This is a genomic window from Streptomyces sp. NPDC059248, from assembly GCF_042753905.1.
GTDB lineage: Bacteria > Actinomycetota > Actinomycetes > Streptomycetales > Streptomycetaceae > Streptomyces.
The window spans coordinates 18,149-34,096 of the sequence record NZ_JBHYZV010000048.1; the positions used below are offsets into that span (position 1 = coordinate 18,149).

Consider the following 15,948-nt stretch of genomic DNA (forward strand, 5'->3'; position numbering starts at 1 on the left):
GACCGACCAATCACTGAGGATCCCGTCTTGACTGAACAGCTGCGACTGATGGCCGTGCACGCCCACCCCGACGACGAGTCGAGCAAGGGCGCGGCGACGATGGCCAAGTATGTGTCCGAGGGGGTGGACGTGCTGGTGGTGACCTGCACGGGCGGCGAGCGCGGCTCCATCCTCAATCCCAAGCTCCAGGGCGACGCCTATATCGAGGCCAATATCCACGAGGTCCGCCGCCGCGAGATGGACGAGGCCCGGGAGATCCTCGGCGTCCGGCAGGAGTGGCTGGGATTCGTCGACTCCGGACTGCCCGAGGGCGACCCGCTGCCCCCGCTCCCCGAGGGCTGCTTCGCCCTGGAGGACCCCGAGGAGGCGGCCGGGCGTCTGGTGCGCTCCATCCGTTCGTTCCGTCCGCAGGTGATCACCACCTATGACGAGAACGGCGGTTATCCCCACCCCGACCACATCATGACCCACACGATCACGATGATCGCCTTCGAGGGCGCGGCGGACGCCGAGCGCTTCCCCGAGGACGAGTTCGGCCCCGTTTACCAGTCGCTGAAGCTCTACTACAACCAGGGGTTCAACCGTCCCCGTACCGTCGCCCTGCACGAGGCGCTGCTCGCCCGTGGTCTGGAGTCGCCGTACGGGGAGTGGCTGGAGCGCTGGGAGGAGTTCGAGCGCGTGGAGCGGACCCTGACCACGCATGTTCCGTGCGCGGAGTTCTTCGAGATCCGGGACAAGGCGCTGATCGCGCACGCCACCCAGATCGACCCCGACGGCGGCTGGTTCCGCGTGCCGCTGGACCTTCAGAAGGACGTCTGGCCGACGGAGGAGTACGAGCTGGCGAAGACGCTCGTCCCTACCTCCCTCCCCGAGGACGACCTCTTCGCGGGCATCCGCGACAATGCCTGATATGACCCCTAGCGCAAATCTGGCAATGATGCAGGCGGCCGAGCTCGCCAAGGAGCTGGACAAGAACAAGGTCACCCCCGGCGTCCTCGGTTTCCTGGTGTTCGCGGGACTGGCCGTGGGCGTGTGGTTCCTGATGAAGTCGATGACCCGGCATATGAACCGGGTGAACTTCGACGAGACGCCGACGCCGAGGGCGGCCGCGGCGGGTGGTCCGGCCGCGGAGGCCGCCGAGTCGGGTGCCGGCACCGGCACCGGCACTGGTGGCGCGGCGGCGAAGACGGCCGAGACGGCGAAGACGGCTTAGCGCCACTGCCAGGGGCGAGCCGGTCGCGCCCGCACCCCGAGGGGCGCGGGCACGGCCGGTGTCCGCGCCGGTACGTGGCCGAAGGCGCCGTGCCCCGTATCGCGGGACCGTCCCCGCCCTCCCCCGACGTGCCCGACGCCCCGACCGGACGGGACCGGACCGGACCGCGGACCGTCGCGGCCGCCGACCACGGCCCCACGGCCCCCCGGCCCGCCCCTCGCTTCCCCCGCTCAGCCCGCCGTCGCCGCCCCCGGCGACGGGACCGGGACGCCCATCACCTCGCGCGCGTGGCGGTTCGGGACCAGGCCCAGGTTCCAGGCCTGCCAGCCGTCCTCCAGCCGCACCCCCCGCTCCAGCATCACCGCCAGCGCCGACGCGCAGTCCTCCAGCTTGCCGTCGCGCGCCGGGTGCCCGGCGGCCGTCATACGGGCCAGCTCCTCCTGGGCGACGACCGTGCCGACCTCCGTACCGCCCGGTGAGGCGTACGGCAGCAGGGTGCAGCGCAGGAAGCGGGCCCAGTCGGCGCCCCGGGCGTCGCGATACGAGTCGAACAGCCCGATCGCCTCGTCGCAGAGCACCAGCGCCTGAGTCTCCCGGCTGTTGCCCGCGTCGATCAGCGCCAGCTCCAGACAGGTCCACGCCTCCCCGTGGGCCACCCCGATCCGCCGGAAGTCGGCCCGCGCGTCCACCAGCAGCTGGCGGGCGAAGCCGGAGTTGCGGAGGTTGCCGGTCCGGGCGGCCCGCATATCCCGGGTCACCCGCCCGGAATGGTGCCGCGAGCACGCGAGACCGTAGACGTCCCGCATCCGGGAGAACATCGTGCGCGCCCGCTCCAGCTCCCGGATCGCGTCGTCCCGGTCGCCGCACTCCTCCAGCGCCTGCCCCAGGTAGTACAGCGTCCACGCCTCGCCGCGGGCGTCCTCGTTCTCGCGGTGCCTGGCCAGCGCGCTCCGCAGCTCGCCGACCGCGGCCACCGGGTCGCCGTCCACCAGGCGCCCCCGGGCGAGCTGGGTCAGCGCCCACGCCTCGCCGCGCCCGTCCCGGGTACGCCCGTACTGCTCCAGCGCCGTCCGCAGCTCCTCGTCGGCGCGCGGTACGTCGCCCATCCGCAGACACACCTGACCGAGCTGGAAGTGGGTCCACGCCTCGCCGTGCAGCGACTCGCCCTCCCGGTGCAGCCGCAGGGCCGTGTCCAGCAGGGTCACCGCCTCCGCCAGATGCGCCTGGTCGCGGCGGACCGCCGCCAGCGCGTGCAGCGACCAGGCCCGGTCCTCGGCCTGCTCGGCGGAGCCCTGGAGCGCGATCGCCTCGTTCAGCTTCGCCGCCGCCTCGGTGAGATTGCCCTGGTGGTGCAGGGTGATCCCGAGGGAGCAGAGCGCCAGCGCCGCCCCCGCCTCGTTCCGGGCGTCGCGGTAGAGCCCGACCACCGACGAGAGCGTCGTCCGCGCCGTGTCCAGCTCACCGAGCTGACGCGCAGCGATACCCGTCCGCAGCCGTACGGCCCGGTCCAGCAGGCCCTCGTCGACGGCCTGCGTCAGCTCCGATATCTCCCCGAGCCGGTACAGATCGCCGCGGAGCAGGCAGTAGTCAGCGAGGGCGCCCAGCAGATTGAGTACGGACTGCTGGTCGACGCCCTCCGCGTAACGCAGCGCCGAGGTGATGAAGCTGGACTCGTCGTCCAGCCAGCGCAGCGCCGACTCCAGCGACGAGAAGCCGTGCGCGTCGAACTTCCCGGCCCGGGTGGAGAGCTTGCCGTCGACCATACGGATCACGGCCCCGGCCAGATCCGCGTAGTTCTGGATCAGCCGCTCCTGCGCCGCGGTCCGGTCGGCCGCCTCCTCCTCGGCGATGAGCCGCTCCCTGGCGAAGGTCCTGACCGACTCGTGCAGCCGGTAGCGGGAGGACCGCACCCGGTCGATCAGCCCGGCGCCCGCCAGCTCCCGCAGCAGTGTCCGCGCCTCCGTGTCGTCGGTCGCCAGCAGCGCCGCCGCCGCGGCGGCCCCCAGGGACGCCCGGCCCGCGAGCGCGAGCCGCCGCAGCAGCCGCCTGGCCTGCTCGGTCTGGTCGGAGTAGCGCAGCCACAGGGCCCGCTCCAGCGGATCGTCCCGGTCCTGCGCCGCGAGATCCTCGGCGAGCCGCCCGGCCGAACGCGTCCCCAGCGACGAACCGGCGACCCGCAGCGCCAGCGGCAGACCGCCGCACAGCTCCCGGATCCGCTCGGTGCCCTGCGCGTCGTACGGCCCCGCCGCCTCCGCAGTGTTTCCGGCGGCTCCGGATGCCCCGGCCGCCAGCTCCCGCAGCAACTCCTCGGTACCCGCATCGTCCAGACCGTCCACCGCGAGCTGATGCACCCAGGCGCCGGCGCCCGGCCCGTCCGGCAGATCGAGCCGCTCCCGCGCGGTGACCAGCACCAGACTGTCCGAACGCTCCGGTACGAGCGTCCGCACCTGCGCCGGGTCGCTGGCGTCGTCCAGCACCACGGCCACCGCGAGGCCCGTCAGCTGCTGGTGGTACAGCTCGGCCAGCCGCCGGACCTGCTGCTCGGCCGACGACCGCTCCCGGAACAGCAGTTGCTCCCGGGGCGCCCCCAGCCGGTTCAGCAGATGCAGCAGCGCGTCCCGGGTGCTCAGGGGACGACCGCTGTTGCCGCGCAGATCGACCACGCACGCGCCCCGGAACTGGTCCTTCAGATGGTGCGCGGCCCGGATCGCGAGAGTCGTCCGGCCGGCGCCCTGGCGCCCGTACAGCACCACGATCGTCGGCTTGGTCTCCGTGGCCGCCCTGGCGGTACGCACCCACTGCCCGATCCGCTCCACGGCGTCCCGGCGACCCGCGAACGGGCCCTGCGGCACCGGCAGATGGCCGAACGACTGCTCCAGGACGGACCGGCGGCGCGCGGCGGCGCTCCGGTCGCCGCCGCGCAGCCGCTCCACGGCGGCGGGCGCGGTCGACGACCTGGTACGCGACGCCGTCAGCATCCGCTGCTGCTCCAGGAACGGGCGGATGCCCCGTACCTCCAGCGCCGTCAGCCACTGGAGCCGCAACTGCTCGGACCCGCCCGGCTGCCCCAGGGCGCCCGCCGTGCGATGGGCGGCGGGCCAGTGGGACGCGGTCACCTTCAGTACGGTCGTCGCGGCACCGGCCACCGCGACGACGGCCCCGGCGCCCAGCGCCGTACCGGTCGAGGTGTCCAGGGCCAGATCGGCGCCCGCGGCGGAGACCGCGGCAACGGCCGTCACCAGCAGAGGAGTCGACAGATTCCGCCAGGACAGCCGGTCCGACAGCGGCGGCCTGGCCGCCTCCGCCGCGCTCAGGGCCTCCTCGTACGCCGCGTACTCCTCGGCCACCGTGGCGGCCATCGAGTCGAGGGCGGCCCGCCCGCGGGCCAGCAGCACCCGCCCGTCCGCCGCCCCGTCCGCCCGCCGCGCCTCCTCCTCCACCGCGCGCGCCAGCAACCCCTCGGCCTCGGCCCGATGACTCTCCCGCATAGCGGCCCCCTTGTTGCCCGTTCCGATCACCCGCCCAGCCCGGCCCCACCGGCACCGGGACACCCCCGGCTGCGTCCGGGCACCGTTGCCACCACGCGAGGGAACCGGATCACACCCGGAGCCCGAACCTCGTACCCGCCCTACCCAATGACGTCATGCTCACGCCTAACGACGGGGCCCGTGAGCGTGGAGATCCCGGCTGCCACTTGTGCCGGTGACGCTGCGGAGGCTGTGAGGCCGCGCCTTCACGTCTCCCTGATGATGACGCGGTTGCCGCAGAGCTTGGACCAGTCGTCCTGGTCGGAAGTCAACACGACGACAGGGGCCGGGGCGCGGAGGGCGAGTGCGGCAACAACGGCGTCGATGGCGTACTTGTGTCCGTGTAGACCGCCGGCGTCCCGGAGCAGTGTCACAGCGGTCATCGAATCCTCGTGGCTGACCGGTTCCACTTGTAGCCGGGAGAGGACCCATTTCAGTCGGGCCAGATCGGTCTTCCCCTGTACTGCTTCGACGATAGTCAGGACGGATACCAGGACTGTGACTCCGGTCTGCCGGGAGACTTCCAGGCGGGCGGCCATTTTGCGGTCGTTGCGCAGCAGCAGGGAAAGGGCTTCGGAGTCGAGCACCAGGGATCGTGCGGGCTGCTCTTTCACGCAGCGTCCTGCCCGGCGCCCTGAGAGTCCCCTTCTCCGAACAGCTCGCGGCGGGCGGCTTCGATCTCCTGTTCGGTGAGCGCGCCGTATTCCTCCTCGTGTGAGGCGACGATCTCGGCGAGGCCGTCCATGGCGAGCTGGTGTCGGACGGCTTCGGTGATGTAACCGGACACGCCGCGGCGTCCGGCTCGTGAACGGAGTTCGGTGATGAGGTCGGCAGGCATGGACACGGAGATGTTCTCGGTGCCTCCGGCGCGATTCTGCTTCATGGCATCAGTGTACGACAGGATTTATTACAATGCTGGAGGAGGAGTCAGCCCGTTCCCCGGTCCGTCCGGGAACAGTCGGGCCGTGCCACGGGAGCGTCTCGTCGACCCCCTGCGTGAGGATGGGCCATACCGAATCGCCTCGCGAACGAGGCCTCCCCTGCCCCTCCCGGCACGTCGACGACCCCGTCTGCTGGTGGCCCTGATCGGCCGGCGCGTTGGAGGAGGCGCGGCCGCTGAATGCGCCCGTGTTGCTGAGCGTGGGGTGTGCCAGTCACCACTGCGCCAGTGGCGACTGGGCGCAGTGGTTCGGGGCAGCGCTTGCGCCGTCGGGTGACGCCGCAAGGATCTTGAAGGTCCGAGCGCGCCAGTCTTCAGAGTTTAGGTTTCGCCACACTTTGTGTACGAATCGCGAGTGGGAGGCCTTCCTTGTCGGCGAGATGCGTGACTGGATCAGCAGCTTCGATGGTCAGGTGCATACCCCGGTGGTGCAGATGCTGGATGTGCTGGCGGAGGGGGCCAGGGATGGGAGGGCCCGCTGGTGGACATCATTTACGGTTTGTCGATGGTGAACCTGAAGGAGTTGCGCCCTGGCGCAGTGCGCACCCTCTTCGTCTTCGATCCACGGCGTTCCAGCGTCCTCCTGGTGGCCGGAGGCAAATCCGGTCAGTTGAACGAGTGGTATCGGGCGACGACTCCCCTGGCCGATCAGTGCTACGAGCCGTGAGTAAAGGAACGTGCCCCGGGTTTGGGCATGCTCTGGTCAGGATGCGCTCGCCCGGTTCGCGACTGCGCTGGGCGGGCGTCTGTATCAAGCCGTCAATCTTGACGGCAGGGACTCGCGCCCGTCGTGAGCTAGGCAGCGGCTTCGTGGCCTGTGATGCAGGAACGGTGATCGCGGCAACCGGGACGCCTAGCTTCGGTACTACGCCGTCTGTCGCTCTGTACGAGAATCTGAGAGCTCTCCGGGGAGCACGTGTACGGGCTTGGCCATCTTTTCTCCGCGCTGGAAGCGAAGCTGCCTGACAGGCTTCTGAAGGACCCAGGCGTTCCACGCCTTTACGTAGAGGCCCACCTGTCCACGTGAATCGCTCCGACGGCGTCCACTGGTGCCAGTGCCCAGCGAGATAAGGGCGTTTCGAAGGGAAAGTCGAGGGTCTCCCGGAGAGAGATCGGCTCCAGTCGTCACGCCTTGGATCCATGACTCTTGATCCACTCCGGGCGATGCTTCCCATGTTGCGTAATACCCTACTGCTGCGGCAGTGGGAATGATGAGCCGTTCCTTGCTCATGAGTCGCGCGATCGTGCAGGCTCTGGTGACCTCCTCCCGATTTGCTTCCAGGAAGGTGAGCACTTGGGCATTGGTGAGTCGAGAGGAATGACCTTTCCACTCGGCGTCAGGCATAGCTTTAAAGAGGTGGATGTGCCGAATGGTGGCAGCCAGTAGAGAAGCGTCATGCTCACCCTGCATGGCGAGGATGGTCGATGCTGTACGAGAGCGCCCTGTATCCATCACGGAGAATGTCTCGATGGGAACGTTTTCGAATACGAGCACTGGCACCGTTTGGCCGGACTGGCGGATAGCTTCGAGGCGATGCTGTCCGTCTAGTAGGCGACTGTCGTGCCAGGAACCTGCGAATGCGATCCCTTGGTGGCTTACGAGCCACTCTCCACGCTGGATCGCATCCCGGAGATGTGCTACCCGTCCCTTGTCGAGGGGTCGATTCTCGAGGTTGCGTGTGAGCATCTCGATAGCGACTCTCGGTGAGACGCTCATGACGTTCGACGAGAGCGATAGCTCTCGGGGGGTGGCCTGATGAGGGATTGCCATGCCGCTCAGCATTGCTCGCGTTGCGCCGTCCTCACATCACGTGATCGAAGCCCGCGGAAAGCGGTCAATCTTAAGCCTGAAATGAATGGATCTGATCGACTGGTGGCACATGTCGACCGATTGAAGTGCGGCATTAGGTCAGGCCCTGGGCATCCCAACACCGAGAGCATGAGCGAAGGAATCGGCTCTCGTGCAGCCTCTACACGTGAGGCGTACCGGTGAAAGTCCTGAGGCGGCTTCTTGGTGAGATCGGCCGATTGCGGGAGCAGTGTCTGGCTCACCACAAGGCCAGCTGGGTTGTCTGCTGGCTGGCGGCGGGTGAGATCGTGAAGGCGTCCTGTGTGCTCGACTTCCTTTGCCAGGCCTTGCCAGGCCTTGCCAGGTTGTTGTCCGGGGCCGTCGTCCCTGTCGGGCACGGTATGAGGCCTCAGCGTGCAGATGCCTTCCGCCTCTCTGTCCGCGAGAGCCGCGCGCGGCGGACCGCGCGGGCCTCATCGGCCGGGCCGGGGCGCTGTGAGAGGCTGGGCCGTATGAACCGGTTGGCTGGCGCGACCTCGCCGTATCTGCTTCAGCACGCTGACAATCCGGTCGACTGGTGGCCCTGGACGCCGGAGGCTTTCGAGGAAGCGCGACGGCGTGACGTGCCCGTACTGCTATCGGTCGGCTACTTGGCGTGCCACTGGTGCCAGTGAACTCGTCAACCTAGTAGTGGGCCCGGTGAGACATTGTCTGCATCACCCGGCCCGAGCCGAGTACCCACGGCGAGCCGCCTGCCCGGCAAGCAGGGTACGGGGGATCAGAGTTTCTGCACCCCGAGGTCGGCGAAGAGCTTCCTGGCGGCAGGGTCGACCGAGTAGTGCACCAGGCTGCGGATGGATCGGGTCATGAGCACGCCGTAGGCCCTGCACAACGCCTGGGTGAGTTCGTTGTCGTCCTTGATGCGTGAAGCCTTGTTCTTCACGTGCTCGCGGTGGGCGACCCAGGCGCCGTCCTCCCACGTGAGGTCGGGGCCCATGATCACGCCGCCCCACTCGTACTCGAGCCCTTGGGCCGTGTGCACGCACCCGATCTGCCCGAAGCCTCCGGGGTCGGTCGCCCAGAACCTCCGGCTGGGTATTCCTTGGGTGCTGTGGCTGTCGCTGGCGTTCCAGGGGCGTGCCCAGTTGGGATCGGGGCTGACGTCGGGGAAGGTGCCGGTGTCGTCGGTCCAGCCCCAGCACATGCCGGCGCTCATCCGGGCGCTCGTGCCAGCCGGGTCCCTGCTCTGCAGGAAGGACTCCATTTCGGCGGCACTGTCGGCGTAGTAGAGCTCGAAAGGTTCGGGATCGGTGGAGCCGTCCGGGTGCCACGCGGTGGATTCTCCAGCCGTGAGCCAGTTGACCCAGGTGTCGTAGGTCGAGCTGCCGACAGTTCGAAGTACCCGGTCCAGGGTGATCGGCACGATCTCCACGCCGAGGCTGCTGAGTTCGCTCTTGAGCCGGTCCGGAGACCAGACCTCCTCTGCGAAGAGGCGTTGATCGCCATCGATGAAGAAGACCGGCACACGAGCGCGGGTGACGACCACCTCCACCGAGGTCGGTCCTGTCGACCGCATGCCGAAGGAGCCGGTCTTGGGTCGTTCGCTGAGCCGGTGGGCTTCGTCGCAGACGATCAGGTCCAGTTCGTCGGGCCCGAACTTGTCGGCGATCTGCACCAGCGGTCTGAAGGCCTTCTTGTGTCCCTTGGCGGATCGCTTGAAGGTGTCGCGAGAGGTGATGCCGTCGGAAGCGAAGGCGGCAGAGCGTCCGGCTTGCAGCGCTTCTCCCAGCGAGGTGAGCGCGACGAGCGATTTGCCGGTGCCCGGACGCCCTTCGATGACTAATACCTTCTTGACCCCCTCTGTCTCAACGGCTGCCGTCGCATCGGAGATGGCCCTGACCGCCCGCAGCTGGTGCTCAATGAGACTGAACCAGGTGTGCCCGCTGACGATCGCCCCGGTCTCGTCGGCCAGCAGGTTGCTCGACCGTCGACGTCCGAGCAACTCCTGTGCTGCCTCCGCGCCGGAGGCCGGGCTGAAGTTCGCGGTCAGGAACTCCTCCAAGTCCCATGGCTGACGCACAGTGAATGTGGGGATCCCCGGACGAGGCGATACTTGGCTGACCGCTGGTGGTCCCGATCCATCCAGTTGTGCAAGTAGGCCGCGCCCACCAGGTTGACGTATCGGTCATCGAACATGCTGTGATGCTTGCGCAGGTCGTCGATGTTGTTGGTGACCTGAATCGCAGGATGCTTGACGTGCCTCTCGTACTCGGAGAAGGGCGCATAGACCAGATCCGTGGCGCAGCGTGGCAGAGCGTGCTGATTCCCGCCGTCCTGCAGGGGGCGCAGAGCCCGGCCGTCTTAGAGACAGTCGGACGCTCGATACTGCCCCATTGCTTGAGTTCGATGACCGCGTAGCTAAGCCGTCCCGATGCGCGCTGGCTGGCGAGGACCACGTCGATGTGGTTCATCTGGCCGTCGGCAAGGTACTCGATGAACATCCGAACCTGGCCGGGCCCGAGGTTGTCCAGCGTGGTTGCCAGCTCGTAGACGTTTCACGCCAGGCCCTGACTTCGGCGGAACTCGGCTTCTTGCCCTTCGGGTGCGCGGCGGTGTAGCACTCGCCGATCTTCCGGACCAACTCATGGCGGTCCCTTACCAGACGCTGTACGGTCCAGAACGCCTCCAGCGGCCTCCAGCTGCTTCCGACCGCCATTCCGTCTGCCTCCCAGCAAATGAAGCTCTCCCGAGCTGATTCATCTGGAACCTAGCAGAATCGTTTCTTCAATTACTCCGTGTGTCCAGGCCAGGCACGATGCAAGGGGCGCGATGCCCCTTGTCTGCGGAGAGCCCTGCCGTCGGCGCCGAAGGCTGGCGGCAGGATCCGCGCGAGGGTTCGCCTTCGGCAGGCCGCCGGGCGGTTCAGCGTACGAGGATCAGCCCGCAGCTGTATGCGCGGGCGTGGCCGATGCCCTGAGTGAGGGCCGCGACGAAGGTCGTAGGATCGGTGACCGTGAATGTGCCCTTGATTTCCGCACGGGCGATACGCAGACCCTTGTGCGGTGCCGGGCTCGAGATGTCCGGGAGCATGCGCACGGCGATCCGCTCGGTATCGGAGTCCGCTCCGATACGGGTGACGCCGTCCGGGGCGATCGAGGCTTCGCCGGACGGTTGAAGGCGGCGCGTGAACCACCCCTTGACGTGTTCGGGGCGTGTGTGGGGGACGCGAGCGCCCCGGGTCTTAGGCGGAGAGCCCGGTTGCGGTGGAATGCTGCGAACGGGATTGACCACCGTGCGGAAGGCGACCCTGTCGCCGAAGTGGAAGGTGCGATCGACGGTGAGAGGCTCCGGCTTCTCGGCCAGAGCTGCACAGGGAATGCCGCTCCAGTCGGCGGGGAGTGACGACTGGACCACCAGGTTGAGCCGCGCCTGCCGGAGTTCGACGGTCCAAGTCGACAGGATGCCCATTTGGGCACGAGGGTCCGGGCTGCCATCGTCCACCCAGCCTGGGAAGCCGCTCATGACGGTTCGGTGCATGTCTTGCGCATCGATGAGCGATTTACGGACGAACGGATGTCGGGCGTCCAGGGCCAGCAGGCTCTGTGCGGTAACGAACCTGGCGGCCCGACCGGCGCCGGACGATGTATTTGACGCAGTGGTGGTCGTGTTCACAGGATGATGTCCCATCCATGGGCGTTGGCGGCGATGGTGATGCGATGGCGGGTCTCCCAGCGGAGGCTGTGGGTCCCTCCGTCCGTCCCGAACTGCACTGGCTGGTCGGACAGGGGGGCGACGCCGGGGAGTGGCCGTCTGCTCTCGAGCCAGGCCCATGGGCGTATGTGCGGCGTGGCGGACGACGGCTCGGCTTCGGGGCCGACGGCATCGGGAAGCAGGGAGTGAGTCTCGAAGACTTCCTTGAGCGAGCCCGGATCGATGCCGACGGCCAGGTCCCCCGATGGCGGACAGGCTTTGCGACCGAGCCAGAGCAGCCTCTTCGGGTATTCCAGGGCGTGTGCCACACGTTCCAGGAGGGCCCTGTCCCGGTGTTCCAGACCGACGAGGAAGGCGGCGTCGGCGAGGTACCAGCGCTCCGTGATCAGGCTGTGGCGGCGAACCTCTCTGGAGACGAGTGTTCCTGACCATGGGTCGGCGGCGACGTATTTCGGTGATCCGTACCAGGCAAGCAGCTCGGCGCTTCCGAACGGACCGGGCTCCAGGGTGTCGCCTGTCGGCGGCGCCGGCCATGGATCCGTAGTCGCTTTGGCAGCTCGCTGGTGGTCGGTGATCAGGTCGCGTGGACGCAGCGGATACTTGCCGCCGCCGACCGTGTGGTAGTCGCGCATCGACGTGCCGGGCCGGTCCGCCCGCACTCCGAAGCGCACCTCGGCGATTTCCCCGAGGGGTTCATCCCGGTGCAGCCCTAGAGCTGCGGCGCACAGACCGATCACGCCCGATTTCGTTGGGCGGCTGTGTGTGTCGCGGCGGGCGAATCTGCCGGCGATGCCCCAGGACTGCAAGGGGCCGGCCAACCGGACCAGCAGGACGTGCGAGTCGTTCGTGTCGCTCACGGTGTGAGGTCCTCGGCCCGCTCCACGACGGACAGTGAATCCGGCAGTTCCAGCTCTCCCAGGAGTAGATCGATCTCGGGGTCGTATGTGAGCAACCGTGTGGTGCGCAGATCGCTGCGACGGCGGCTGACGAAGGTGTGGTGGCGCAGCAGTCTGCGTACGGCGGCGGGTCCCGCCGGTCCTTCCCCACCGGTCGACAAGGGCCCCTCGTCGACCGGCCTCTGAAAGGCTGACGCGTAGTTGTAGGGGCGTTCTCCTTCGAAGGCAAGGACGAGCGCTGGCAGCGATCCGGTGGACGCGGTGGAGTTCTTCTTCGCTTCCGGGAATGCTTCAACGAAGGAGATCACGAACTCCTTCTCAGCCTCGGACGCAACCTGTTCGGCCTCGTTCTGGTCCATTCCGGCTACCCTCAGATTGACGCGGAGCTGCGTGCGATCAAGGACGGCGTGTCGGTAGAAGGTGCCGGAGATCAGGGACTGGTACCCGGTCATCCCCGCACCTGCGTCGTCCGCGGCGTCGAGGAAATCTAGAGCATTGCGTTTGCGGTCGAGCTTTGCGTCATCGGCGGCCGCGTAGAAATCCTCGATCTGCTCTGCTTCGTGCACGGTGAAGGCATGTCCCGTCTGGACGGCGCCGTCGACGTTGGGAGAGTCGGGAATCTCAGCGAGGAACCGACCGTAGAGAGCGATGTCCACGGCGTCCCGAGGCGCGAGGGCCAGCAGAACGGCGTCGCGGGTGGCCTTGGGCAGCGGAGGCAGGGTAACGGCCGTGGTCGCTTCCGTGGGGGCCTCTTCTGCATCCAGTGCTGTCACGTCCTTTTTCCTGGCCCCGCGACGTGTCTTCTTCGCTGCTTCGGTGTGAGCCTGAGTGCTGAGATAGGTGTCGAGCCACCCCTCGACCTCCGTGGCGTGGTCGGCGATGTGGCGTGCGATTCTCGTTCCGGCGTCGGACGGCGCGAACACGAGCACCTTGGTCAGGTTGGCCACGGTCTGCTTCTTCGGATCGCCGAACTTGAGACCGCTGGCTTCCAGCACTGCCCGAGCCGTGACCAGAGCTCTGTCTCCGTCCCAGCCGTGGACGGACTCGAGTGCACGCCCGGCGAGAAGAGCCCACTCCCGGGTACGGACGCCCATGCTGCGGCCCTTGAGCTCCCCCAGGCCGACGTTGGCCCGGTTGCGGGCGTGGACCCGCTCGGCGCGCCTACGAGCCTGACTTGTGATCATATGACGTTCCACGCCGCCGAAAACGAGGGACTTCGGCTGCCCGTTCTCGTCGCGCACCGGGAGGACGGCGGCCAGCGTCTCAATGAGGTGCAGGGAGAGGAACTGGCTCCGAGATGACTCGGTCACGAGGTGGTGTCCCTTCGGTTCGTCGGTGGAACTGTCGGTGGGGGAGTCGGTCGCGTCAGGGGTTGGTTTCATGCTTCCCGACCGTTCTGGCAGGGGCGTGGAAGTGGACCGACCACTCGTAAGCGATGCGCTCCTTGCGGTCGTTCCACCGGATGAGGTCTTCGGTCAGAGTGGTCCAGGCCGGTGGGGGCTGGTCACAGGACCGAAGCCGAGTGATCGCGTGCTGGAGGTGGCGCCAGGGGATCCGCCGGCTCGCAACGACACGGTCCAGAAGCCGCTGAGCGCCGGGATTGTCCGGCCCCCGCCCGGTCCCGTCCCCGATCCTGCGGGCTGCGGCGCCCAGACTGCCGTGGCCGTACGAGGGCGTGGAACACCCCTGGTGGTAGATCGCGAACAGGAAGGCGACCTGCTCGAAGAGGTCACGGTGGTCGTCCCCTCCGTACCAGCCCGCGCGGATGTGTGCGTTGGTCCGGACCCGGGACCGGCGGAGTTCGGCGAGCGTCTTGTACTCGCGGTTGTGGACGAGGACGGTGAGCCAGGTGGTGAGTGCCGCGCTGTCGTGCGGTAAGCGGGGCGTCTGTGTGCCGGCCGACGGATCCTGCTCAGTCAAGTGCTGTCTCCCCTCGGAGTTCGGCCGGAGCCCGGTCGTTGGACATGGCCTCCTCGAAAAGCCGCTCGGCCCGGGATCGCGCTCGGTTGTAGCGGTCGCCGGGCGGCAGGGTGTCGAGGAGCTGGAGCAACCGGGTACGTGCCGTGATCATCAGCTTCAGTGCGTAGGCGACCAAGGGCGCGGACACCGGGTCGTCGTCCTCGAGCCCCCCGTCGATCACCTCGTCCAGCAGTTCGTGAAAGGGGTCCTCGGCTGCGGGCCAGAAGTCGTACCGGGCATCGAGACGTGCCACTTGGCCGGCCTCGTCCGCGGCCCTCATCGCGGGAAACGCGGTTTCTGCCGCCACGATGGCCGCGTTCTTGAGGGTCCGTGCCACGTATTCGGCAACGTCCGAGCCTCGTCGGGACGCGCGGTAGAGGTGCGCGGCCATACCCGGAGCGTAGGGGTAGGCGCCCTGGGTCCAGATGAAGGGGAGCGCCTGGTTGGCCAGGAAGCCCACGGCCCAGAGATGGTAAGGGGCACCGTGCTGCGTTTCCGGATCCGGCCCCTGCGGCTCGGGTCGCCGGTACGGGAGAAGGGACCGCAGTCGCGCGTACATCCCGCCCTGGCCCTCATTGACGGCGCCGTACAGGGCATGGGCCTGCTGCCACAGGGCTCGGCTGGGCGAGGGCCAGAGGGGCTTGGAGACGCCGTTCGTCGTCGTGCCGTACACCGCGTCATGAAGGTGACGCGGCGGGTCGAGATCCAGTACGTCACCGGCTCCGATCAGTACCTGGTCGACCATGAGCTGCCCGTGGGGGCCGTGTGCCGGGCGCAGCAGTACGGAACGTCCGAGGGCGCTGTGCAGGTCCGCGGAGCTCCGCGGCGCCCTGGGCTTCCGCTTCTCCTCGAACCTGCGCTGCTCGACAAAGGAAGTAGTCCAGGAAGAGTTGAGGTGCTGTCCCGGCCCGTCGGGTGGATAGAGGTTCAGACGCAGCGTCTCGCCGAACGTGCTCCCCAGCGCGATGACCCGGATCCGGCCCGTCAGACGGCCCGCCGCGAGATTGGTGACCTTCGCGCCGAGCCTGCCCCCGGACATGCGGGCCCGTCCGTAGGTGGCGTATACGTGCTGGGTGAGGGTGGCGCGGAACGCGTCTGCTGCCGGGATGGGGTTGTGGCGTGCGAGATGATGGTGGTCGAAGTGCTGGTTGTAGTCCCCGGCGTGATCGATGATCAGCTGAGCGGTTCCGGTGCCGCTCGTGCGCAGGTCCTCTGCCAGGTCGGAGTTCTGCGCCAGGGGCTGCGTGGGATGGAACAGGTCCCAGTCTTTCGCCGGTTGCTCCACCAGCCACTCGGTGGCCTGGGCGAGGGACCTCTGGCCAAGAATCCAGGCATTCCAGTCCTTGTCGGAGGACGGACAGGCGCCGGAGGCGAAACAGATGGCCAACAAGTACTCGATGACGGCGACGGTCTCGCCGGGCGAGGCGCAGTCGAGGGCTGCCAGCTCATCGGCCCGGGCGAAGAGCGCGCTCAGGGAGTGGTGTGCGACCGCACCGTCGAGGTCGACGGCGGGGATGCACGGCTGGAAGCGGGGGTCCCAGCTGGCGCGCTGCCCGGCGGGAGCCGGCGGTCGGTCCTCGGGCAAGTCCGTGCCACCTCCTTCTGCTCAATGACCGAAAGATTGAATGGATGGTGCCTCCATGCGAGGACGGTGTCCCCGCATGGAGCCGCACGCCGAGCGGTCCGCGGGGACCGGAAGTGCGACAACCCCCGCTCATGCGGGGAAATGCCCATCCAGGGCTCTGAAGGCTCCCGAGGGGCCATTCCCGCAGTGAGCGGGAAGCTTTTATCCGGCCTGATGGTCCTTGTGGGGCCAAGGACTCGATCACTCGACCGGATGGTTTCTACGCACGGGTCTAAACTCGGGGATTGCCGATGTCTCGGCACTCCTGGCAGTACCTCACGGGGGGGAC

At 68.0% G+C, this 15,948-nt stretch carries 12 protein-coding genes and 1 pseudogene; 4 read left to right on the forward strand and 9 right to left on the reverse strand.

Going from position 1 to position 15,948, the window contains the following annotated elements; genetic code table 11:
- Positions 1-27: 27 nt before the first annotated feature.
- Both mca and ACFXG1_RS21040 read left to right on the forward strand, forming a co-directional pair.
- On the forward strand, positions 28-909 hold the full coding sequence (mca, locus tag ACFXG1_RS21035; protein WP_384710221.1) for a mycothiol conjugate amidase Mca: 882 nt from the start codon (positions 28-30) through the stop codon (positions 907-909).
- A gap of 1 nt (position 910) precedes the next feature.
- Complete coding sequence (locus tag ACFXG1_RS21040) at positions 911-1,213, forward strand: hypothetical protein (RefSeq protein WP_384744062.1); 303 nt, start codon at positions 911-913, stop codon at positions 1,211-1,213.
- 230 nt (positions 1,214-1,443) lie between these two features.
- On the opposite strand, the gene ACFXG1_RS21045 is transcribed toward ACFXG1_RS21040, so the two are convergent.
- The 3 genes from ACFXG1_RS21045 to ACFXG1_RS21055 all read right to left on the reverse strand — a co-directional run bounded on the left by ACFXG1_RS21045 (position 1,444) and on the right by ACFXG1_RS21055 (position 5,623).
- Entirely contained in the window at positions 1,444-4,701 is a 3,258-nt protein-coding gene (locus ACFXG1_RS21045; RefSeq protein WP_384744064.1) for a tetratricopeptide repeat protein, read from the reverse strand.
- Between the two features lie 245 nt (positions 4,702-4,946).
- A complete protein-coding gene (locus ACFXG1_RS21050) occupies positions 4,947-5,354 on the reverse strand; it encodes a PIN domain-containing protein (protein ID WP_384710879.1) in 408 nt (135 codons plus the stop codon).
- Positions 5,351-5,623 carry a hypothetical protein gene (locus tag ACFXG1_RS21055; protein WP_384710882.1) on the reverse strand — a complete coding sequence of 91 codons (273 nt, stop codon included), beginning with the start codon at positions 5,621-5,623 and terminating at the stop codon, positions 5,351-5,353. Before ACFXG1_RS21055 ends, ACFXG1_RS21050 begins: the two co-directional genes overlap by 4 nt.
- A gap of 538 nt (positions 5,624-6,161) precedes the next feature.
- Here ACFXG1_RS21055 and ACFXG1_RS21060 point away from each other — a divergent pair.
- Positions 6,162-6,347 (forward strand): type II toxin-antitoxin system RelE/ParE family toxin, encoded by a 186-nt coding sequence (locus ACFXG1_RS21060; protein ID WP_384710885.1) that lies wholly within the window; start codon positions 6,162-6,164, stop codon positions 6,345-6,347.
- A 1,634-nt stretch (positions 6,348-7,981) separates the two neighbouring features.
- Positions 7,982-8,137 (forward strand): annotated as a pseudogene (locus ACFXG1_RS21065) (DUF255 domain-containing protein); the annotation flags it as partial.
- A 110-nt stretch (positions 8,138-8,247) separates the two neighbouring features.
- Here ACFXG1_RS21065 and ACFXG1_RS21070 read toward each other — a convergent pair.
- From ACFXG1_RS21070 to ACFXG1_RS21095, 6 genes are all read right to left on the reverse strand, one after another.
- Positions 8,248-9,531: a DNA/RNA helicase domain-containing protein gene (locus ACFXG1_RS21070; RefSeq protein ID WP_384710888.1), complete on the reverse strand. Its 1,284-nt coding sequence runs from the start codon at positions 9,529-9,531 to the stop codon at positions 8,248-8,250.
- A gap of 860 nt (positions 9,532-10,391) precedes the next feature.
- Positions 10,392-11,141 carry a type I-E CRISPR-associated protein Cas6/Cse3/CasE gene (locus ACFXG1_RS21075; protein WP_384710894.1) on the reverse strand — a complete coding sequence of 250 codons (750 nt, stop codon included), beginning with the start codon at positions 11,139-11,141 and terminating at the stop codon, positions 10,392-10,394.
- The gene (cas5e, locus tag ACFXG1_RS21080) at positions 11,138-12,037 is read right to left on the reverse strand and encodes a type I-E CRISPR-associated protein Cas5/CasD (protein WP_384710897.1); all 900 of its coding nucleotides are present in this window, start codon (positions 12,035-12,037) and stop codon (positions 11,138-11,140) included. The genes ACFXG1_RS21075 and cas5e overlap by 4 nt, the downstream gene beginning before the upstream one ends.
- Positions 12,034-13,386: a type I-E CRISPR-associated protein Cas7/Cse4/CasC gene (locus tag ACFXG1_RS21085; protein WP_384710900.1), complete on the reverse strand. Its 1,353-nt coding sequence runs from the start codon at positions 13,384-13,386 to the stop codon at positions 12,034-12,036. Before ACFXG1_RS21085 ends, cas5e begins: the two co-directional genes overlap by 4 nt.
- 55 nt (positions 13,387-13,441) lie before the next feature.
- Positions 13,442-13,996 (reverse strand): type I-E CRISPR-associated protein Cse2/CasB, encoded by a 555-nt coding sequence (casB, locus tag ACFXG1_RS21090; protein WP_384710903.1) that lies wholly within the window; start codon positions 13,994-13,996, stop codon positions 13,442-13,444.
- Positions 13,989-15,620, reverse strand: a complete 1,632-nt coding sequence (locus ACFXG1_RS21095) for a type I-E CRISPR-associated protein Cse1/CasA (RefSeq protein WP_384710906.1) — start codon at positions 15,618-15,620, stop codon at positions 13,989-13,991. Before ACFXG1_RS21095 ends, casB begins: the two co-directional genes overlap by 8 nt.
- Between the last annotated feature and the right edge of the window lie 328 nt (positions 15,621-15,948).